Source organism: Actinokineospora auranticolor (assembly GCF_002934265.1).
GTDB classification, from domain to species: Bacteria; Actinomycetota; Actinomycetes; order Mycobacteriales; family Pseudonocardiaceae; genus Actinokineospora; species Actinokineospora auranticolor.
On sequence record NZ_PTIX01000005.1, the window covers coordinates 322,099 to 340,723 of the forward strand.

Below are 18,625 nucleotides of genomic sequence, written 5' to 3' on the forward strand. Positions count from 1 at the left end.
TCGGGACGAGCATCCGCAAGCGACTTGGAGGCGGTGATCGCGGTGCACGCGGCGTTCTTCACCTTTCCCCTGCACGGCCACGTGAACCCGACCCTGGGGGTGGTGGCGGAACTGGTCCGCCGCGGCCACCGCGTCACGTTCGCGACCACACCGGAGTTCGCCGACGCGGTCAAGGCCGCGGGCGCCGAACCCCTGTTGTACGACAACGTGATGCCGAAGTCGCTGGACCTGGTCATCAAGCCGCCGGGGGAGGTGTCGTCGGAGGAGTTCCACCGCTCGATCCGCACCATCACCGAGGAGGGCTTCGCGCCGCTCGCCCAAGCCCACGACGCCCTGGCGGACGACCACCCCGACGTCGTCCTGCACGACCTGACGGCCTTCCACACCGGACGCCTGCTGGCGCTGAAGTGGGGCGTGCCCGCGATCCGGCTCTGCACGACCATCGCGTTCACCGACGAGTTCAACCCGTACCTGCGGTTCCTCGGGCAGCACCCGGACATCGACCCGACCCACCCCGCGATCACCGGCGAACGCGAGGCCGTGGTGCAGGCGCTGGAGAGCCACGGCGTCGACCTGACCCCCGAGGAGTTCCGGGCGGACACCTCGACCCTGCGCCGGAGCCTGGTGTTCCTGCCCCGCGAACTCCAGGTCGGCGCCGACCACTTCGACGACGACTTCGCCTTCGTCGGCCCGTGCCTGACCGACCGCGCCTTCGAGGACGACTGGAAACCCCGCCAGGGAACGGATCCACTGGTGGTCGTCGCGTTCGGCACCTTCGGCTACACCAGCCAACGACGGCTGTTCACCGAGTGCGTCCGCGAGTTCGCCGACCGCCCTTGGCGAGTGGTGCTCGTGGTCGGCAACCAGGTCGACCCGGCGGACCTGGAACCGTTGCCCGCCAACGTCGAGGTGCGCCGCTGGGTGCCGCAGCTGGCCCTGCTGGCGGAAACCGACGTGTTCGTCTCGCACGCGGGCATGGGCAGCGTCACCGAAGCCCTGTGGACGGGGACACCGGTGGTCCTGCTGCCCCAGCTGACCGAACAGGACCTCGTCGCAGAACAGGTCACCGGCCTCGGCCTGGGCCGCGTCGTGCCGCGCGACAACCTCGGCGCCAAGCCGGTGGGGGAGGCGGTGGCCGAACTCCTGGCCGCACTCCAGGACGGCGACCTACCCGCCCGCCTCACCACGATGCGCGAGGCCATGCGAACCGCGGGCGGCGCGCGGCGCGCGGTGGACGTGATCGAGGACGTGATCGCCTGACCCCGGTGGGGTGGTCCTGGCCGGACCACCCCACCGGATTGTTCAGTTGGGCCAAGGGATCTGCGGGGAACGGTAGTAGTTCACGCCCCACAGGTCCCACCGTTCGGCCTGGGCCGCCACGCGGACCCGGGCGTCCGTCCAGTTCTGGGCCGTCTTCGGGGTCCAGGCCACCTCGGCGAGTTCCGGCAGGCGGGGGAAGAGCATGAACTGCAGGCTCTTCTCGTCCGGTGTCACCTGGGTGAACATCGTCGCCTCCACCCCCAGCACCGACGCCGTCGGCAGGTCCGTGATCGCCGCGTCCGGGTCCCAGCCGTACGCGTCGGCGGCCTCCACCAAGCCGGCCCAGGTCTGGCCGTACTTCGGCGCGTCGACGGTGTACTTCATGTCCAGGTAGGCCCGGTTGGCCGGGGACAGCAGCAGCTTCGCCCCCTGCGCGGCCGAGCGGACCGCGGTCGGGTCGTCCGGCCACGCGTACCAGTACTGGCTCACCGAGCCCGGGCCCCACGGGGTCCGTCCCTCCAGCGCCGAGTTCCAGCCCATCGGCCGCTTCCCGTACTTCGCCACCGTGGCCGCCGCGCGGTCCATGAACGCCACGTAGTCCGCCTCCGGGGTGCCCTGCACCTCGTCGCCGCCGACGTGCACGTACTGCCCCGGGGTCAGCGCCGCGACCTCGCGGATCACGTCGTCGACGAACCGGTCCACCACCGGCCTGCCCAGGCACAGCGAGCTGAAGCCGGTGTCGTAGCCGGTGTAGAGGGGCGGTGCCACGCCGTCGCAGTTCAGCTCCGCGTAGGACGCCAGGGCCGCCGTCGTGTGCCCCGGGATGTCGATCTCCGGCACCACCGTCACCCCGCGCCGCCGCGCGTACTCGACCAGGTCGCGGTACTCGGCCTTGGTGTAGTAGCCGCCGGGGCCGCCGCCGGTCGCGGTGCTGCCGCCGTAGGTGGCCAGCCGGGGCCAGCTGTCGATCTGGATCCGCCAGCCCTGGTCGTCGGTGAGGTGCAGGTGCAGGTGGTTGTACTTGTACGTCGACACCTGGTCGATGAACCGCCGCACCGCGTCCGGCGGGTAGAAGTACCGGGCCACGTCCAGCATCACGCCCCGGTAGGCGTAGCGGGGCCGGTCGACGACCCGCGCGCCCGGCACCGTCCACGGACCCGGCTGCCGCCGCTCGCTCTCGATCCGCGCGGGCAACAGCTGCTTCACCGTCTGCGCCCCGTTGCGCAGCCCCGCGGCGGTCGCGCCCTCCACGGTGACCCCGCCGGGGGTGACGTCCAACCGGTACCCCTCGGGCCCGATCTCGCGCTCGTCCCCGGTCAACCGCAGCGAGATCGTGTTCGGCCGCGCCGCGGCGGAGGTCACCACCGGCAGCGCGTACCCCGTGGCCGGGCGCAGCTCCGACCCCAGCAGATCGGCGACCTCGCGCACCTCGCCCGCCCCGGGCGGCACGGAGACGGTGGTCGCCTGGTCGAGCCGGAACGACGCCCCCGGCCGCGCCCGCACCGAGACGGGCTTCGGCAACAGGGTGTCCAAAGTGGAGAAAGCGGGCTGCGCGGAGGCGGCGGGCGCGGGTCCGGCGACCAGCACGCCGGACACGACGACCAGCGCGGCCGACCAGGCGCGGGACCGCCTAGCTAAGTGGATCACGATATCCCCCGGGAGAGCGGTGGGCAGGTCGCCCGCAGTCAAATCGAAACCGGGCAAGCCGACCGGCGGTGGCGGCCAGGACTGGGGAAACCCCTAACGCCGCGCGGTACCCGGGAGGTCCCCGGCGGCGGCGGCGGTAGCGTGCGGCGCATGCCGAGTGGGCGCATCGCGATCGTCGCCGTCACGTCGCCGAGCCACATCTACCCCTGGTTGGCGCTGGTCGACGAGCTCGCCGCGCGCGGCCACCGGGTCAGCGTGTCGGCGGGGGAGTCCGTGCGCGGCCTGTTCGACCGGGTCGTCGCGGAACGGTCCACTGTGGAGTTCGTGGCCCACCCGTCGCTGCTGCCGGACCCGGCCACGGGCGCCTCCGGCATCGGCGCGATCCCCGTCGACGCCGGCGAGGTGATGCAGGTCTTCCTCCGCGAGGCCATGATCCAGCTGCCCCGGCTGACCGCCCACTTCGACACCCCGCCGGACCTGGTGCTGTGCGACCCGGGCGCGATGGCGGGCCAGGTGCTCGCCCGCCGCCACGGAGTCCCGGCGGTCACCCTGGCCATCATGCCCATGGTCTGGTCCGAACCGGACACCGAGCCCGACGCGGAGGTGCTGGCCGGGCTCGGCTCCGCCGACTCCGCCGCCCGCTACTACGAACTCGCCGACGCCTGGCTCGCCGACAACGGCATCACCGGCGGCGCCCACGCCCTCCAGGGCCAACCGGACGGCACCCTGTCGCTGGTCCCGCGCGCCATGCAGCCCGGCGCCGAACGCGCACCCGAGTCCGTGCGGTTCGTCGGCCCCTGCCTCGCCCGCGAACGGCTCGACGACCGCAGCTGGACGCCCCCGGCCGACGGCAGGCGGGTCGTGCTGGTGTCGCTGGGCAACTCGTTCAACGACCGCCCCGACTTCTACCGCACGTGCGTCGAGGCGTTCGCCGACACCGACTGGCACGTGGTCCTCGTCGCGGGCAAGCACGCGGCGACCCTGGACGCGCCGGCGCACGTGCGGGTGTACGAGCGGGTGCCGCAGCTCATCGTGCTGGAACACGCTTCCGCCTTCGTCACCCACGCCGGCATGGGCGGTTGCGTCGAGGCGTTGTGGTACGGGGTGCCGATGGTGGCCATCCCGCAGGGCGTCGACCAGTTCGGCAACGCCGCCCGGGTCGCTGAACTGGGCGTCGGCACCCACCTGCCCGCCGCCGAGGTCACCGCCGACGCACTCCGGCAAGCCGTCGACCAGGTGTCCGCCGATCCCGTTGTCGCGGAACGGCTGGCCGCCGCCCGCGCCGAGCTGCGCGCGGGCGGCGGAGTGTCCGAGGCGGCCAACACTGTCGAATCTTACCTCACCGCAACGGTTTCTAGGTGATTCCCTAGTCCGCGCACCGCATGCCCTTGTCCCGGCGGGACGTGCTCCTAGTCTCGGCGGCGGTGCCGCGAGGACGCGCACCGAGACCACGAGCGTGAACCGGAGTGTGCGGCGATGGCTAGCAAGGGTGCGAAGAACGGCGCGGGACTGCTGCTGCTGGTCCTGATCGTCATCCTGATCCTGTCCCAGAAGAAGGCCGACGGCGCGGAACTCAACGCGCCCGCCCCCGACAAGGCGCCGGTCGGCTGGGAGACCTACCGGCAGACCGAGGCCATCGACGGGCTGCGCGTCGGTGAGCACACCGGCCAGTTCTCCAGCTTCGACCGCGCGGGCACCAACGACGACGGCGGTTTCGGCACGTACTCCTGCCTGCGCGTCACCGGAACCGGGTGCGTGGTGGCCGACAGAGTCGGCGCGGGGGAGTTGACGTCGCTGTGGTTCGTCGGCGACGTCCCCGCGGATGAACGCGCGAACCCCGGCGTAGCGGCGAAACTCGCCGGCCAGTCCGCCGCGGTGCGGACCGCGGTCACGAACGCGTCGCTCGCGGACAACACCGTCACCGTCGAGCTCGACGGCCGCACGGTCCTGAGCGGACGCATCGGCGACATCGTCGACGGCAAGCTCGGCGCGCCCTTCGCCTGGCCGCTGGTGGCCAACACCTACGAGTCCCGCGGCGCCATGGTCATCAAGGTGCCCATGCCGTACCGGGAATCCATGCGCGTGACCACCGGCATCAACCCGCTCTACTTCCACGTCGACCACCGCGAGTTCGCCGACGCCGACGGCATCACCACCTTCGACCCAGCGGACCGCGCGCAGGACGTCCTCGACCGATTACGGTCCTACGGGGTCGCCGACCCAAAACCACCAGTGCCAGGCGCGCGGGTGAGCACCACCACGACGGACGTCCCAGCCGGGGCGTCCGTCAACTTTTTGCGTCTGAACGGTCCCGCCCGCGTGACCCAGGTCCGGTTGTCGTTACCCCAGGTCGTGGCCAGTCCACGGCGCAACGACGACGGGCGGCACCTGGACGCCGGCGGGCGGAGCGCGTTCACGGTCCGCATCGATCCCGCCAACCGGGGTGTCCGTCTCACCCGCACCTATGACGCGGACCTCGCCGGGCAGCGGGCCACCATCCTCGTCGACGGGAAGCCGGCAGGCGAGTGGGCGAGCACCCCGGCGGGACCCGCCGGGCAGTGGGCCGCCCAATCCGTCGAACTCCCGGCCACCGCGACCGCGGGCAAGTCCAGGATCACCGTGACCACCGAGGCCCGCACGCCCTTCGCCGAGTTCCGCTACGACGTCCACAGCAGACTCGGCACCTCCTGGACCCGCACCGACGTGTTCGACACCGGCCCGTGGCAGCCCGGCACCGAGCAGGCGCACGCGTACTCCGCCACGAACGTCATCTGGCAGGGCCGCTACGACAACCGCTTCGCCGCCGACCCCGCCGAGCTGGACCGCTCCGACGCCGTGCTCGCCGGCCTGCGGCTGCGCGCCACCTTCGACGGGCGCACCACCGTCGACGCGCCCGTCGGCGAGTTCTTCGGTTCCGGCCTCGGCGAGTTCGACAGCCGCTCGCTGCTCTCCTCGATCGACGCCACCCCCGGCGGTTGGTACACCGCCTGGTGGCCCATGCCCTTCGCCGCGAACGCCACCGTCGAGCTGGTCAACGGCTCCGGTGTGCCCGTGACCGGCGCCGTGCTGGAGGTGACCGCCGCGCCGGACAAGGGGACTCCGGCCGCGCTGGCCGCCGGCGCCATCGGCTACTTCCACGCCACCCACGGCGAAGCCGCGAGCGTGCCCGCCAAGCAGGACGTCCCGCTGCTGGACGCGCGCGGCCGGGGCGTGCTGCGTGGCGTGACCCAGGTGATGCGCGGCGCCGCCGGGCGGGCCAACCCGTACGACTTCGAGGAAGGTGACGAACGCGCTTATGTGGACGGTTCGGCCGGCCCGGCGTGGCACGGCACCGGGACCGAGGACTTCTACGAGGCCGGGTGGTACTTCCTCGGCGGCTACACCGTTTCGGGCTTCCTCACCGGCAGCCCCGCCTTCGAGGCCCAGGGCGACGGCTGCGCGGTCATCTGCGCGAGCATGAGCCGCGTGTTCATGGCCGACGCCATCGCCTTCGGCACCGGGCTGCGCCTCGGCATCGAGCACGGCTCGGTCAACGAGGACCCGGCGGGGGAGAGCTGGACCGCGTACTGGTACGGCCAGGACGCCTTGGGGCTGCGGCAGACCGACGTGGTCGACCTCGCCGACGCCGCCAGCCGTGACGCCCACGACTACCAGGCCGTCCGGGAGTCCGAGGGCGCCGTCACCAGCGCCTTCGAGGGCGCGGGCTTCGAGGCGCCGCTCCCGCGCCCCACCCGCGCGTCCACCGGGCCCGTCGAGTTCACCGTCGCCGTCGACCCCGCCAACCGGGGCGCGCGACTGCACCGGCTCGGCGACCAGAGCAGGGCCGGGCAGGGCGTCGAGGTCCTCGTCGACGGCGTCTCCGCCGGACGTTGGTGGCAGCCGCGCGACAACGAGCACGCCCGCTGGCTCGAGGACGGGTTCGCCATCCCACCGGCCCGCACCGCGGGCAAGGACCACATCACCGTCGAACTGCGGCCCACGGCCGGGTCCGCGCCCTGGTCCGCCGCCCGCTACCGGGTCGTCAGCGAGGTCGCGCCCTACGCCGACACGACCGCGCCCGGCGTCGTGGCCGGGCTCGTGGCCGTGTCCGCCGAGACCAACGCCGTCGACCTGACCTGGGCCCCGGCGACCGACAACGCCGCCATCGCGGGCTACGAGGTGCACGCCGCCCGGACACCGGACGTGCCGATCACCCCCGCCACGCTCGTCGGCACCACCACCGGACCCGCCTACCGGCACCGCGACCTCGGTCTCGGCGACCCCTGGAACTACCGCGTCGTGGCCGTCGACGCCGCAGGCCGGTCGGGCCCGCCGTCCGCCGTCGCGGGGGCCACCAGCGGCATGCGGCTGGACATCGAGGCCGAGGACCTGGTGCCGCCGGAGAGCGGGTCCACCGGGGTGCTGGTGCTCACCGACCCGAGCGCCTCCGACACCGCCTACGCGATTCTCGCCGCCACCACCGAGGGCGATCACACCACCGCCGTGTTCACCGTGCCGAAAACGGGTACGTACGACCTGACGACCACGTGGGTGGCCGATCCGAACCGCGGGATCGGCGCCGTCGGCGTCGACGGGACTGCCGTCGGCACCCCGTTCGACACCCACCGGGTCGACGGACCGCGCCTGCCCAACATTTCCACCGGGAGGATCTCCCTCACCGCCGGAACGCACCGGCTGACCGTCACCGCCACTGGCAGGAATGCGAACTCGACCGCCTACTTCCTGGGGTTCGATCGCTTTTCCCTCACCCTGCGGTGACACTGCGGGCGATCGATGATTATCATCGCTGGAGAAGCCACCGCCACCGGTCGCGGGTGCGCTCATTCGACGGCTCCGTCCCCGTTCTCGACGATTCCAGGGAGAATGTCATGAAACAGCGTTCGGCGGGTTCCCGCGTCATCGCCTTGGCCGTGGGCGTCGCGCTCATCATCGGCGGCATCACCGGCCTGACCGACGCGGACGCGCTGGTGGTCAGCAAGATCGGCGCGGCCGCGGCGATCCTCGCGGGGCTGGTGTTCCTCAAGATCAGCGCCACCTCCTCGAAGGCCTGAGGCGGACCCGGTGTCGGCCCGCGCGCGGCGGGCCGGACACCGACCGGCGCCGCTAGGCCAGCCCGGCGCTCTTGAGCGCGTCCTCCACGGAGTGCCGGGCCTTCTTGAACTTGCTGGTCACGCCCATGGCGGTCAGCGGGCCGAGGCCCGCGGCGAACCCGCCGCCGCCGTGCGTGCCCTGCTTGAGGACGAGGTCGGACCCGTCCACCTCCAGGTCCACCCGCAGCCGCGTGTCGTGCTTCTTGGTGATCTCCGCGCCGCCCTCGTGCGCCTCGGCCCTGGTGTCACCGGTCTGCACCCAGCGGTAGCCCCGGTCCTCCAGCGCGCCCCGCGCGACCCGCAGCGCCTCCGCCGCGCTGGCCCCCCGGTTGAGCTGAATCTTTTTCGAACCCACGCCTGACTCCTATTCGGTTCCGTGTCGCTCCGCCTTTCGGCGGACGCATTTCGGTTGGGCATGTGAAGGGTACAGAATGCTCGTCCCAGCTTAATGGGTACCCGGGTCTGGCGCTGCGGGAGAAAGTTGTGCGGCGCCGGCCGATGGTTGTCGATCGGGCCCGGCGGCTATCCGTGGAGGTCAGCCCCGGTTCCGCACGATCGAGTGAACACGAATGTTGTCGGTTCGGCACCCGCGGGCCACCTTGGTTGATCCCGTTCCCGCCCGGCGGCTGTAGCGTGACCAACCCATCACGGGTTGTACTCGAGTCATGTTCACAGTTGACGCGCTCCCGGCGCCCGCCGCCGACCCCCCGCGCACCCCGCAGTTCGCGGGGTGGCCGGTGGGGCTCGTCGCCGCGGTCACCGGCGCGCTGATGTACCTCGCGAGCCGCAACTACGGCTACTTCTTCGACGAGGCCTACTTCGTCGTCGCGGGTCGTGACCACCTGGCCTGGGGCTACTTCGACCAGCCCGCGCTGGTCCCCGCGCTCGCGGCCCTGGCCGACCACCTGGCCCCCGGCTCGCTGCCGGTGCTGAGGCTCCCGGCCACCCTCGCGTGCGTCGGCGGGGTCGTCCTCACCGCCCTCATCGCCCGCGAACTCGGCGGCGGCCGACGGGCGCAGACGGCGGCGGCGTTCGCGTACGCGCTGTCCGGCGCCGTCCGCATCGGCCACTGGCTGGCGACGTACTCCCTGGACCCGTTCTTCTGGACCGTGATCGTGTGGCTGCTGGTGCGGTGGACCCGTCAGCACCGCGAGGGCAGGCCCGACGACCGGCTGCTGCTGGCGGCGGGCGCGGTCACCGCCCTGTCGTTGCAGACGAAGTTCCTGGTTCCCGCGCTCTGGGCCGCGGTGCTCCTCGCCGCGGTGGCCCTCGGTCCTCGGACCCTTCCCCGGCGGCCCCTGCTCTGGGTGGGCGCCCTCATCGCCGTGGTCGCGACCACTCCCAACCTCGTCTGGCAAGTCGCCAACGGCTGGCCGTACGCGCGGATGACCGACGTCGTCGCCAAGGAGTTCGCCGGTACCGGGCGGTACCTGTGGGAGGGCCTGGCGGGCGCGGGGCTCCTCATGGGCGTCCTGCTCGTCCTCTGCGGCCTGGCCCGCTTGGTGGTGTCGAGGGAACTGGCCGCCTTCCGCTACCTCGGCGTGGCCACGATCGCGATCGTCGTCGCCTTCGCCCTCCTCGACGGCCGCTCGTACTACCTGTTCAGCCTCTACGCACTGCCCATCGCCGCGGGCGCGACCGCCCTGGAGCGCTTCCGCTGGACGACACCGCGTGCACTGGTGGCGGGCGCGGTGGTCCTGCTCTCGCTGGCCGTGTCGGTGATCAGCCTGCCGGTGTTCTCCCGCGCGGTGGCGGAGAAGCTGCCGGACCTGCCGCTGGTGGCGACCGCCAAGCAGTACACGGTCGCTGAGGGGCAACTGGAACCGCTGGTGGACGGCATCGCCGCCCTCTACACCGCGTTGCCCCCCGAGCAGCGGGCCCGAACCGCCATCATGACCGACAGCTACGTCTTCGCCGCCGCCGTCGACCTCTACGGCCCCGCCCGAGACCTCCCACGCGCCTACAGCGGCCACCGCGGCTACTTCTACTTCGGCCACCCAGACGACCACCACGACAGCGTCCTGTTCGTCGGCACCCCGAACCCCGCCCTCCACACGGCTTTCACGGCCGAGATCCCACTGGCACCGGACTTCGCCACCCTCTATACAGGACTCCATGAGCCCTGGGACGCGCTCTGGCCGGACTTGCGGACCCAGTGACGCCCGCCGCCGGGTGACCGGGTCGCTCAGGGAGCCCGCGCGTCGTGTTCACGCGCTCGGCCGCTCGACTCCGTGGCCGGTGGGCCGAAGGATCGAACCGGAGGCGCGCACGACCTCGACCTACCCGGAGGCGCCGTGAGCGGGCCACGCGTTCGGCAGGCGGTCATCCTCGCCAGTGGCCGCGGGGACCGGCTGCGACCCCTCACCGACGCGCGTCCCAGACCCCTGGTCGAGGTGCGGGGCGTGCCGATCCTGGGGCACCAGCTCGGCTGGCCGGCCGCCTCCGGGGTGGAGGAGGTCGTCGTGGCCGCGGGCTACCTCGGTCACGCCATCGTCGAGTACGTGGCGTCGTTGTCCCTGTCGTCGCGCGTGCGGGTGCTCGTGGAGGGGAGGCCGCTGGGTCGTGGCGGCGCGCTGCGGCGGGCTGCGGGGAGCCGGCCTCGGTGCTCCTTGCTGTTCAGAGGGTCGGGTGCGTGCTCGTGGAACGCCACGCGACCACTTCGGCGCGCCCGCGCGCGAGAGGTTCGACCACGCGCGCGATGGAACTGCCGCGTGGCGTTGGTGTGGAGAACGCCGTGCCGGCCGCGGGCGAGCCGGGCGCCCGTTCGAGGAGTTGACGCCGCGCCGGTGCGTGGCGGCGATCCGGGACGCGACCGGCCTGGCGTGGACGCTCGCGGCGCCGCGCACCGGCGGACGGCTCGGCGGCGGTTGCCGGACACGGTTCTCGGCCGCGGTTCCATACTGGGGACATGCTGACCAGGGTCGCGGTCCTGTCCGACATCCACGGCGTCGCGCCCGCGCTGGCCGCGGTCCTGGCCGAACCCGAGGTGCTGTGCGCCGACCGGATCGTGGTCACCGGCGACACCACCGCGGGCCCGCAGCCCGCCGAGGTGTTGGACATGCTCGCCGAGTTGGGCGACCGGGTCACCGTGATCAGCGGGAACGCGGACCGGGCGGTGGTCGAGCACGCCCGTACCGGCCGCGGCCCCGCGGGCGCTGCGGCGTGGGCGGCGTCCCGGTTGCCTGCCGATCGGATCGACTGGCTCGCGGACCTGCCGGACACGGTCCGACTTCCCGTGGCGGGACACGGCGATGTCCTGTTCTGCCACGGCACACCGCGCCGGGACGACGAGGTCGTCGTGGTCGACTCGGCCCTGGGCCGCTGGGCGGAGGTGTTCGCCGACCTGGACGCCGCCGTCGGCACCGTGGTGTGCGGCCACACCCACATGCCGTTCGCCAGGCTCGCGCACGGCCGACTCGTGGTGAACCCGGGCAGCGTCGGTATGCCCTATGGCCGCTCCGGCGCGCACTGGGCACTGCTCGGCCCCGGCACCGACCTCCGCCGCACCGGGTTCGACATCACCGCCGCGGCAACGGAGATCGCCGAAGCCTGCCCCGACCCCACGATCGCCCGATGGGTCGAGGACTACATCCTGACCACCGCGTCCGACGAGGAGGCGCTCACCCATTTCGCCCGCCCGGTTTGAGCCGCGTAGCTGGACGGCACCGCCCCAGCCACGCCGACCAGGCGGTCTGATCCGCCTCGGACTCCCGACCAGGCCGATCACGCTGACCACGACGTAGCCGAGGATCCACCGCGCCAGGCCGCTCGCGCGGTCGGGCGTCCAGGCCGAAGTTCCGGCGGAAGCGTGCGATGGCGACCATCCGGCCACTCGTCCGCCGGTAGGTCGACGGTGTACGCGTTGCCGCTATGCCGGTTGCGGTCGGTTGGTCTCCGACTGCCGGACGGCGCGCGGATCGGGGATGGTGGGGCGGGCGGTCAGGCGCAGCCGCAGGTCGCGGGGGCGGAGGGTGGCGGCGGGCACCGCGCGCACGACCGCGTCGGGGTGCGGCGGGTCGACGCGCCAGTGGTTGAGGACCGTGGCGAGGACGATCGCCAGTTCGGTGTTGGCGAAGCGGGTGCCGACGCAGGTGCGGGCGCCGCTGCCGAACGGGAGGTAGGCCGTGCGGTGCGGTTCGCCGTCCAGCCAGCGGTCGGGGTCGAAGTGGTCGGCGCGCGGGAAGACGTCCTCCCGGTGGTGCAGGAGGTAGGGGCTGACGACCACCGCCGTGCCCGCCGGGATCTTGTGGCCCGCCAGCTCGGTGTCCGCGGTGGCGACCCGGGTCACCATCCACACCGGCGGGCGGATCCGCAGGGACTCCGCGATCACCCGGCCCGTGACCGTGGCGTGGGTGGGCGCGGTGCGGTCCACCAGGATTCGCGCCGCCTCGGCGCGGACCTGGTCCTGCAGGTCCGGGCGCTCGGCGAGGTAGTGCAGCGTCCACGCCAGGCACCCGGCCGAGGTCTCGGCGCCCGCGATGAAGAACGTGACGAGCTGGTCGACCAGCTCGGCGTCGTCCGGCATGTCGTAGGTGGCCAGCAGCGCGGACAGCAGGTCCCCGTGGTCGGCGGGCGCCGCCCGGCGGTCGACCACGACCCGGCCGAGCGCGCCGCGCAGCCGGGCCACCGCCCGGTGGTAGGCGCGGTTGCCGGGTGTCGGCAGGTCGTTGACGAACCCAGGCCGCATCATCCGGCGGTAGAGGCCGGACATCAACGTGGTGACGTCGCCCAGCGCCTGCTCGGTCTCGGCGGCGGGCAGGCCCTCGGCGAGCATGGTGACCGCGACCGTGCGGGCGGTGATGTCGACCATGTCCTCAACCACGTCGATGGTGTCGCCGTCGCGCCACGGGGCGGTGACGGCCTGCGCCTGGGCCAGCATCGCCGCCGCGTAGCCGGGGAGCCGGTCGGCGTGGAAGGCGGGTCGCACCACGCGCCGCTGGCGCCGGTGCGCGGCGTGCGGGCAGGAGGACAGGCCGTTGCCCGCGAACTCGCGGACCCGGTCCCAGAACGGGCCGCCCTTGTCGAACAGGTGGTCGTCGCGCAGCACGCGGTCCGCCGTGTCCCCGCCGGTGACCACGACGGCCCGCACCGGCCCGAGGCGCACCCCCACCACGTCGTCGTACCGGGTCAGGGACCGCAGGAACGCCAACGGGTCGCGCATCAGGGGCACCGCGTGCCCCACCAGCGCCAGCGCGCCCGGTGCCAGGGGGATGTCGGTCATCGAGGCCGCCTTCGGTCGCCGTGGTACGCGGTACTCCACGCTAGGGCCGGCCCGGCCACCCACCAACCGGCGTAACTCGTCCTGGTGAACGCCGTCACCCGTGCGCCGGTCCCGAACCGCCGGACAAGCACCGGGTGCGCGACCACCAACCGCAGAACGCGCGCAGCCCGGCGCTGTCCCGCACCTGAACCGAGTGGACCGGATTCGCCCGCGCGGCGAATCCGGTCCACTACGAGCTACCCGGCCTTGAGCGGTTCCCACCACGACCGGTTGGCCCGGTACCACTCGACCGTCTCGCGCAGGCCCCGCTCGATCGGCACCGACGGCCGGTACCCCAGCTCCCCGCTGATCTTGGTGATGTCCACCGAGTACCGCCGGTCGTGCGCCAACCGGTCCGCCACCGGCCGGATCGCCGACTCGTCCCGGCCGGTGATTTCCAGCAGGCGGGTGGTCAGCTCCCGGTTGGTCAGCTCCGTGCCGCCGCCGATGTTGTAGACCTCGCCCGCGCGGCCCCGGGTCGCCACCAGGTGGATGCCCGCGCAGTGGTCGTCGACGTGCAGCCAGTCCCGAACGTTCAGGCCGTCGCCGTAGAGGGGGACCTGTCCGCCGTCGAGCAGGTTGGTGGCGAACAGGGGGATGACCTTCTCCGGGAACTGGTACGGGCCGTAGTTGTTGGAGCAGCGGGTGATCACCACGTCCAGGCCGTGGGTGATGTGGAACGCGCGCGCGATCAGGTCCGACGACGCCTTCGACGCCGCGTACGGCGAGTTCGGGGCCAGCGGGTGCTCCTCCGGCCACGAGCCCTCGTCGATCGAGCCGTACACCTCGTCGGTCGAGACGTGCGTGAAGCGGCCGACGCCCGCCTCCAGCGCGCCCTGCAACAGGGTTTGCGTGCCGACCACGTTGGTCAGCACGAACTCCGCCGCGCCCGCGATCGAACGGTCCACGTGCGACTCGGCGGCGAAGTGCACGACCAGGTCCGTGCCCGCCATCTCCTGCTTGACCACCGCCGGGTCGCAGATGTCGCCGCGCACCACGCGCAGGCGGGGGTCGTCGGCGACCGGGGCCAGGTTGGCCGGGTTGCCCGCGTAGGTGAACTTGTCCAGCACGACCAGCTCGTCCGGGGTGAACCCGGGGTAGCGGTCGGTGAGCGCGCCGCGCACGAAGTTCGAGCCGATGAACCCCGCGCCGCCGGTGACCAGGACCCGCATCAGCGCACGCCCCCCGCGATCTCCATGACGTACCGGCCGTAGCCGGATTTGGCGATCCGCTCGCCCAGCGCGTAGCACTGCTCGGCGGAGATGAACCCCATCCGCAGCGCGATCTCCTCCAGGCAGGCGATCCGCGTGCCCTGCCGCTCCTCCAGCGTCCGCACGTACTGCCCGGCGTCGAGCAGCGACTCGTGCGTCCCGGTGTCCAGCCAGGCGAAACCGCGGCCCAGGTTGACCATGCTCGCCCGGCCGCGGTCGAGGTAGGTGTTGTTCACGTCGGTGATCTCCAGCTCGCCGCGCGCCGACGGCCGCAGCCCCTTGGCGATCTCCACGACGTCGTTGTCGTAGAAGTACAGGCCGGTGATCGCGTGGTTCGACCGCGGGTTGCTCGGCTTCTCCTCGATCGACACGAGGTTCCCCTCCGCGTCGATCTCGCCGATGCCGTGCCGGTGCGGGTCCGACACCGCGTAGCCGAACAGCACGCAGCCCTTGAGGTCGACGGTCTTGCTCTGCAGCAGCTGCGAGAACCCCGGGCCGTGGAAGATGTTGTCGCCCAGGATCAACGCCGCGCTGTCGTCGCCGATGTGGTCCTCGCCGATGATGAACGCCTCGGCGAGGCCGTTGGGGTGCGGCTGCTCCGCGTAGGTGAGGTTGATGCCCAGGTCCGAGCCGTCGCCGAGCAGCCGCTGGAAGGCGGGGGCGTCGACCGGGGTGGTGATGACCAGGATGTCCCGGATGGCGGCCAGCATCAGCACCGACAGCGGGTAGTAGATCATCGGCTTGTTGTAGACGGGGACCAGTTGCTTGGACGCGGCGAGCGTCACCGGGTGCAGCCGGGTACCGCTGCCGCCCGCGAGGATGATGCCCTTCATCGCCTTTCCCGGAGGTTGTCGGAACCCGCCTGGCCGGAGGCGGCCAGCCACGGGTCGGGCGCCTGCCTGGCCAGGTCCTGGTACGCGGGCGCGGCCAGCGCGCCGACGTGCCGGTCCAGCAGCGCGGACAGGTAGCCCGGGCCGAACCCGAACCCGTCCACCGCGGGCACCAGCGCGCGCAGCTTGGCGACGCTGACCACCGCGCGCTTGGTCGGCATCTCCACCAGCGACCGCTCGGCCCGCGTGCCCAGCCGCTGCTCCAGGCCGTCCACCACGTCCTCAATGGACACCGGCCTGCCGGAGGCCACGTTGACCACCTCGCCGCGCACGTCGTCGTCGCGCAGGAAACCCAGGATCCGCACCATGTCGGTGATGTCCAGCAGGTCCCGCGCCACGCCCGAGTGCACGGTGATCGAGCCGGACAGCAGTTGCCGGATCAGCGACGGCATCAGCTGGTGCCGCTGCTGGCCCGCGCCGACCAGGTGCGCCAACCGCAGCACCAGCCACCGCGCGCCGGAGGTCGCGCACACGCTCTCCAGCGCCAGCTTGTGCTTGCCGTACGGGGTCAGCGGGAACACCGGCCCGGACTCGGTGCCCGGCGAGTCCGGCGCCCCGTACATGCCGGGTGACGCCGTCGACAGGAACACCGCGGTGCGCCCCTCGGCGCGGCAGCGGCGCAGCGTCTCGTAGACCAGCGTGGCCTCGCGCTCGAACGCCGACACGTCGGTGACGAGCACGCTGGACACCCCGGCCGCGATGAGCGTGGTGTCCGGGTGGCGGTCGCCGAAGTAGCGCCGGGCGTGGTCCGCGATGAAGCCGTGTCCGATGATCTCCATCAGGATCCCACCTCCTGGTGAGTTGGCTGGTCCGGCACCCGGACGGCGCTGGTGAGCACCTCGTCGACCAGGCGCGCGGTGTCGGTGGACAGGTCGCCCGCCTCGGCCTCCACCGCGGGGTCCGGCCCGCGCAGGGCGGCCGTGGCGAACGAGTCCACGGCCAGGGCGAACTGGTCCGCGGCGGGCAGGGTGAGCTCCTCGCGCCGGTCCTGCTCCTCGACCAGCACGACCGGCCGCCAGGTCGGCGGGGGTGTGAACGCCCGGTCGAGGGTGATCGAGCCGGAGCCGCCGGAGTAGGTGTAGCGGGACCGGTAGCCGTGCTGGAAACCGAACTCCAGCGACGCGAACACGCCGTCGGGGGAGACCAGCAGCACGTGCCCGGCCACGTCGACGTCGCGGGTCTTGTCCACGCGCAGCGCGGCGCCGTCGACGGTGAGGCCGCGGCCGAGCAGCAGCCGGGCGGCGCGCAGCGGGTAGACCCCGGCGTCGAGCAGCGAACCGCCGCCGAGGCCGGGTTGGTAGCGGATGTCGCCCCCGGGCAGCGGGGGGATCCGGAAGGTCGCGGCGAAGGTGCGCAGCGGCCCGACCCGGCCCGCGTCCAGCATGGCGCGGACCTCCGCGTGCTGCGGGTGGTACGGGAAGGTGAAGTTCTCCCGCAGCACCAGGCCCTGGCGCGCGGCGATCGCGACCAGTTCCCGGGTCTGGGCCGCGGTGGTGGTGAGCGGTTTCTCGCACAGCACGTGCTTGCCCGCCAGGAGCGCGCGCCGGGTCCACTCGAAGTGGCTCGCGTTCGGCAGGGACACGTAGACGGCGTCGACGTCGTCCCCGGTGACCAGGTCGTGGTACCCGCGCACGGCCGCGCCCAGCGGGTCGGCCACGGCCGCCGCCCGCTCCGGCGACCGCGCCGCCACGGCGGTCACGCGCGCGTTGGCCGACCGCAGCGCGGGCAGGGTCTTGCGCCGCGCGACCGACGAGCAGCCCAGCAGGCCGACCCTCAGCGAGGTCGTCATCCGAGTCCCCGCAGGCACGCGATGAGGCTGCGGGCCTGCACGTTGACGTAGTGGCTGTGCCGCAGCAGCTCGTCGAGCTGGCGGACGGTGAGCCAGCGGTAGTCGTCGGACACCGCGTTCGGGAAGTCCGCGGGCACCTCGACGATCTCGTACCGGCTGTACGCGTGGTGGAACCGCCCGCCCTCCTCCGACAGCTGCGCGGAGAAGCGGACCTGCTCCGGGCGGCTGCCGAGCACCACGTCCAGGAACAGCGGGTGCGTCGCGGCGGGCAGGTGCGTGTAGTTCTCGGGGGTGCACTGGACCGTCGGGGCCAGCTCGACCACGTCCAGGTAGCCCGGTTCGACGCGGGCGTTGACCAGCGCGTGCAGCACGCCGTCGACCCGCTTGACCAGCAGCGCCACCACACCGGTGCCGAACGGGCGGACCAGCGGCTGGCTCCAGCTGCCCACCTCGCGGCCGTTGGTGGTGATGTCGACGGCGATGATGCTGAAGTACAGCCCCAGCTCGTGGGAGATCTCGGTCGGCGTGCGGCGCCAGTGCGCGACCTCGCGCAGCGGGGACGGCCGGGTGTCGACGTAGTGCGTGGACTGCCGCGAGGTGATCCAGCTCAGCACCTCGGTCGCGGTGTGCAGGCCACCCGCGTCGGGCCGGGCGGAGCGGGCGATCGACGCCGGGAACTCGTCGGCGCCCGGCCGGTCGGGCCAGGCGGGGGCGGGCATGCAGGACAGCACCGTGCGGGCGTCCATGTTGACCAGGTTGTCCGCGCGCAGCAGGGTGTGCAGCTGGCCCAGGGTCAACCAGCGGAAGTCCGCCGGCAGCTCGGCGTCGTCGAAGCGCGGGTCGTCGGTGACCTCGACGACCATGTTCCGGTTGCGCTTGCGGTAGAACCACGAGCCCTGTTCGGACTGCAGCACGTCGGCGATCACCCGCCCCGGTGGCGGGTCGCGGAAGAACTCCAGGTACGGCACGGGTTTGCCGCCGTGCACCCGGGTGTAGTTGCTCTTGGTCGCCTGCACCGTCGGCGACAGCTGCACGCCGTTGACGTTGCCCGGCTCGGACTTGGCCTGCATCAGGCAGTGCGGCACGCCGTCGATCTCGCGCACCAGGATGCCCAGGATGCCGATCTCGGGTTGGTTGATGATGGGTTGCGACCAGTGCGGCACGTGCCCGTAGTCGGTGTCGACCGACAGGCCCTGCACGCTGAAGAACCGGCCGCTGTGGTGCCGCAGGTCGCCGGTGCGCTCGTCGAACCCCCACAACCGCAGGTCGCCGAACTCGATCCGGTCGACCTCGTGCCGGTGCGCGGCGTTGCGGGCGGCGATCCACCCGTCGACGAGCGCGTTGGGGGTCACGTCGCTGTCGAGCGCGGCCGCGGACACCGCCAGGCGGTGGGGCAGCGTCACGTCCGGCTTCCGGAGCAGACTTGTCGCGCCGTGACGCGCCATATCGTCCTCCTGGGACAAACGAACTGGGGGGCA

At 72.5% G+C, this 18,625-nt stretch carries 14 protein-coding genes and 2 pseudogenes; 8 read left to right on the plus strand and 8 right to left on the minus strand.

Annotated features, from left to right (window positions below):
* The first annotated feature begins 33 nt into the window (after positions 1–33).
* Positions 34–1,260, plus strand: a complete 1,227-nt coding sequence (locus CLV40_RS12165) for a macrolide family glycosyltransferase (protein ID WP_181043454.1) — start codon at positions 34–36, stop codon at positions 1,258–1,260.
* A 42-nt stretch (positions 1,261–1,302) separates the two neighbouring features.
* Here CLV40_RS12165 and CLV40_RS12170 read toward each other — a convergent pair whose 3' ends face one another.
* Entirely contained in the window at positions 1,303–2,907 is a 1,605-nt protein-coding gene (locus tag CLV40_RS12170) for a beta-N-acetylhexosaminidase (protein ID WP_245931234.1), read from the minus strand.
* 150 nt (positions 2,908–3,057) lie between these two features.
* Between CLV40_RS12170 and CLV40_RS12175 the strand changes: the two genes are divergently transcribed.
* The 3 genes from CLV40_RS12175 to CLV40_RS12185 all read left to right on the plus strand — a co-directional run bounded on the left by CLV40_RS12175 (position 3,058) and on the right by CLV40_RS12185 (position 7,958).
* Complete coding sequence (locus tag CLV40_RS12175) at positions 3,058–4,269, plus strand: macrolide family glycosyltransferase (RefSeq protein WP_104478958.1); 1,212 nt, start codon at positions 3,058–3,060, stop codon at positions 4,267–4,269.
* 114 nt (positions 4,270–4,383) lie between these two features.
* Positions 4,384–7,665 carry a DUF2961 domain-containing protein gene (locus tag CLV40_RS12180; RefSeq protein WP_245931235.1) on the plus strand — a complete coding sequence of 1,094 codons (3,282 nt, stop codon included), beginning with the start codon at positions 4,384–4,386 and terminating at the stop codon, positions 7,663–7,665.
* Positions 7,666–7,775: 110 nt separating this feature from the next.
* Positions 7,776–7,958: a hypothetical protein gene (locus tag CLV40_RS12185; RefSeq protein WP_104478959.1), complete on the plus strand. Its 183-nt coding sequence runs from the start codon at positions 7,776–7,778 to the stop codon at positions 7,956–7,958.
* Positions 7,959–8,010: 52 nt separating this feature from the next.
* Here CLV40_RS12185 and CLV40_RS12190 read toward each other — a convergent pair whose 3' ends face one another.
* Positions 8,011–8,352 (minus strand): hypothetical protein, encoded by a 342-nt coding sequence (locus CLV40_RS12190; RefSeq protein ID WP_104478960.1) that lies wholly within the window; start codon positions 8,350–8,352, stop codon positions 8,011–8,013.
* Between the two features lie 310 nt (positions 8,353–8,662).
* On the opposite strand from CLV40_RS12190, the gene CLV40_RS12195 reads away from it, so the two are divergent.
* The 4 genes and pseudogenes from CLV40_RS12195 to CLV40_RS12205 all read left to right on the plus strand — a co-directional run bounded on the left by CLV40_RS12195 (position 8,663) and on the right by CLV40_RS12205 (position 11,643).
* Positions 8,663–10,156, plus strand: a complete 1,494-nt coding sequence (locus CLV40_RS12195) for a glycosyltransferase family 39 protein (protein ID WP_104478961.1) — start codon at positions 8,663–8,665, stop codon at positions 10,154–10,156.
* Positions 10,157–10,291: 135 nt separating this feature from the next.
* Positions 10,292–10,570 (plus strand): annotated as a pseudogene (locus tag CLV40_RS40755) (nucleotidyltransferase family protein); the annotation flags it as partial.
* A gap of 20 nt (positions 10,571–10,590) precedes the next feature.
* Positions 10,591–10,773: pseudogene (locus CLV40_RS40760) on the plus strand (FAD-dependent monooxygenase); the annotation flags it as partial.
* A gap of 132 nt (positions 10,774–10,905) precedes the next feature.
* Entirely contained in the window at positions 10,906–11,643 is a 738-nt protein-coding gene (locus CLV40_RS12205; RefSeq protein WP_104478963.1) for a metallophosphoesterase family protein, read from the plus strand.
* Between the two features lie 222 nt (positions 11,644–11,865).
* Here CLV40_RS12205 and CLV40_RS12210 read toward each other — a convergent pair whose 3' ends face one another.
* The 6 genes from CLV40_RS12210 to CLV40_RS12235 all read right to left on the minus strand — a co-directional run bounded on the left by CLV40_RS12210 (position 11,866) and on the right by CLV40_RS12235 (position 18,592).
* Positions 11,866–13,218: a cytochrome P450 gene (locus tag CLV40_RS12210; RefSeq protein WP_104478964.1), complete on the minus strand. Its 1,353-nt coding sequence runs from the start codon at positions 13,216–13,218 to the stop codon at positions 11,866–11,868.
* A 236-nt stretch (positions 13,219–13,454) separates the two neighbouring features.
* Positions 13,455–14,429 (minus strand): dTDP-glucose 4,6-dehydratase, encoded by a 975-nt coding sequence (gene rfbB / locus CLV40_RS12215; RefSeq protein ID WP_104478965.1) that lies wholly within the window; start codon positions 14,427–14,429, stop codon positions 13,455–13,457.
* Positions 14,429–15,301 carry a glucose-1-phosphate thymidylyltransferase RfbA gene (rfbA, locus tag CLV40_RS12220; protein ID WP_104478966.1) on the minus strand — a complete coding sequence of 291 codons (873 nt, stop codon included), beginning with the start codon at positions 15,299–15,301 and terminating at the stop codon, positions 14,429–14,431. The genes rfbB and rfbA overlap by 1 nt, the downstream gene beginning before the upstream one ends.
* Positions 15,298–16,137, minus strand: coding sequence for an NAD-dependent epimerase/dehydratase family protein (locus tag CLV40_RS12225; RefSeq protein ID WP_104478967.1), 840 nt, complete (start codon positions 16,135–16,137; stop codon positions 15,298–15,300). Before CLV40_RS12225 ends, rfbA begins: the two co-directional genes overlap by 4 nt.
* Positions 16,137–17,147, minus strand: a complete 1,011-nt coding sequence (locus CLV40_RS12230; RefSeq protein ID WP_104478968.1) for a Gfo/Idh/MocA family protein — start codon at positions 17,145–17,147, stop codon at positions 16,137–16,139. Before CLV40_RS12230 ends, CLV40_RS12225 begins: the two co-directional genes overlap by 1 nt.
* Positions 17,144–18,592 (minus strand): NDP-hexose 2,3-dehydratase family protein, encoded by a 1,449-nt coding sequence (locus tag CLV40_RS12235; protein WP_104478969.1) that lies wholly within the window; start codon positions 18,590–18,592, stop codon positions 17,144–17,146. The genes CLV40_RS12230 and CLV40_RS12235 overlap by 4 nt, the downstream gene beginning before the upstream one ends.
* Between the last annotated feature and the right edge of the window lie 33 nt (positions 18,593–18,625).

Excerpts from the sequence above, each read along its gene's own strand:
- CLV40_RS12235 (WP_104478969.1), bottom strand. The coding sequence starts at position 18,592 with ATGGCGCGTCACGGCGCGACAAGTCTGCTCCGGAAGCCGGACGTGACG.
- CLV40_RS12230 (WP_104478968.1), bottom strand. The coding sequence starts at position 17,147 with ATGACGACCTCGCTGAGGGTCGGCCTGCTGGGCTGCTCGTCGGTCGCG.
- CLV40_RS12225 (WP_104478967.1), bottom strand. The coding sequence starts at position 16,137 with ATGGAGATCATCGGACACGGCTTCATCGCGGACCACGCCCGGCGCTAC.
- rfbB (WP_104478965.1), bottom strand. The coding sequence starts at position 14,429 with ATGCGGGTCCTGGTCACCGGCGGCGCGGGGTTCATCGGCTCGAACTTC.
- rfbA (WP_104478966.1), bottom strand. The coding sequence starts at position 15,301 with ATGAAGGGCATCATCCTCGCGGGCGGCAGCGGTACCCGGCTGCACCCG.
- CLV40_RS12195 (WP_104478961.1), top strand. The coding sequence starts at position 8,663 with ATGTTCACAGTTGACGCGCTCCCGGCGCCCGCCGCCGACCCCCCGCGC.
- CLV40_RS12180 (WP_245931235.1), top strand. The coding sequence starts at position 4,384 with ATGGCTAGCAAGGGTGCGAAGAACGGCGCGGGACTGCTGCTGCTGGTC.
- CLV40_RS12210 (WP_104478964.1), bottom strand. The coding sequence starts at position 13,218 with ATGACCGACATCCCCCTGGCACCGGGCGCGCTGGCGCTGGTGGGGCAC.
- CLV40_RS12175 (WP_104478958.1), top strand. The coding sequence starts at position 3,058 with ATGCCGAGTGGGCGCATCGCGATCGTCGCCGTCACGTCGCCGAGCCAC.
- CLV40_RS12205 (WP_104478963.1), top strand. The coding sequence starts at position 10,906 with ATGCTGACCAGGGTCGCGGTCCTGTCCGACATCCACGGCGTCGCGCCC.
- CLV40_RS12185 (WP_104478959.1), top strand. The coding sequence starts at position 7,776 with ATGAAACAGCGTTCGGCGGGTTCCCGCGTCATCGCCTTGGCCGTGGGC.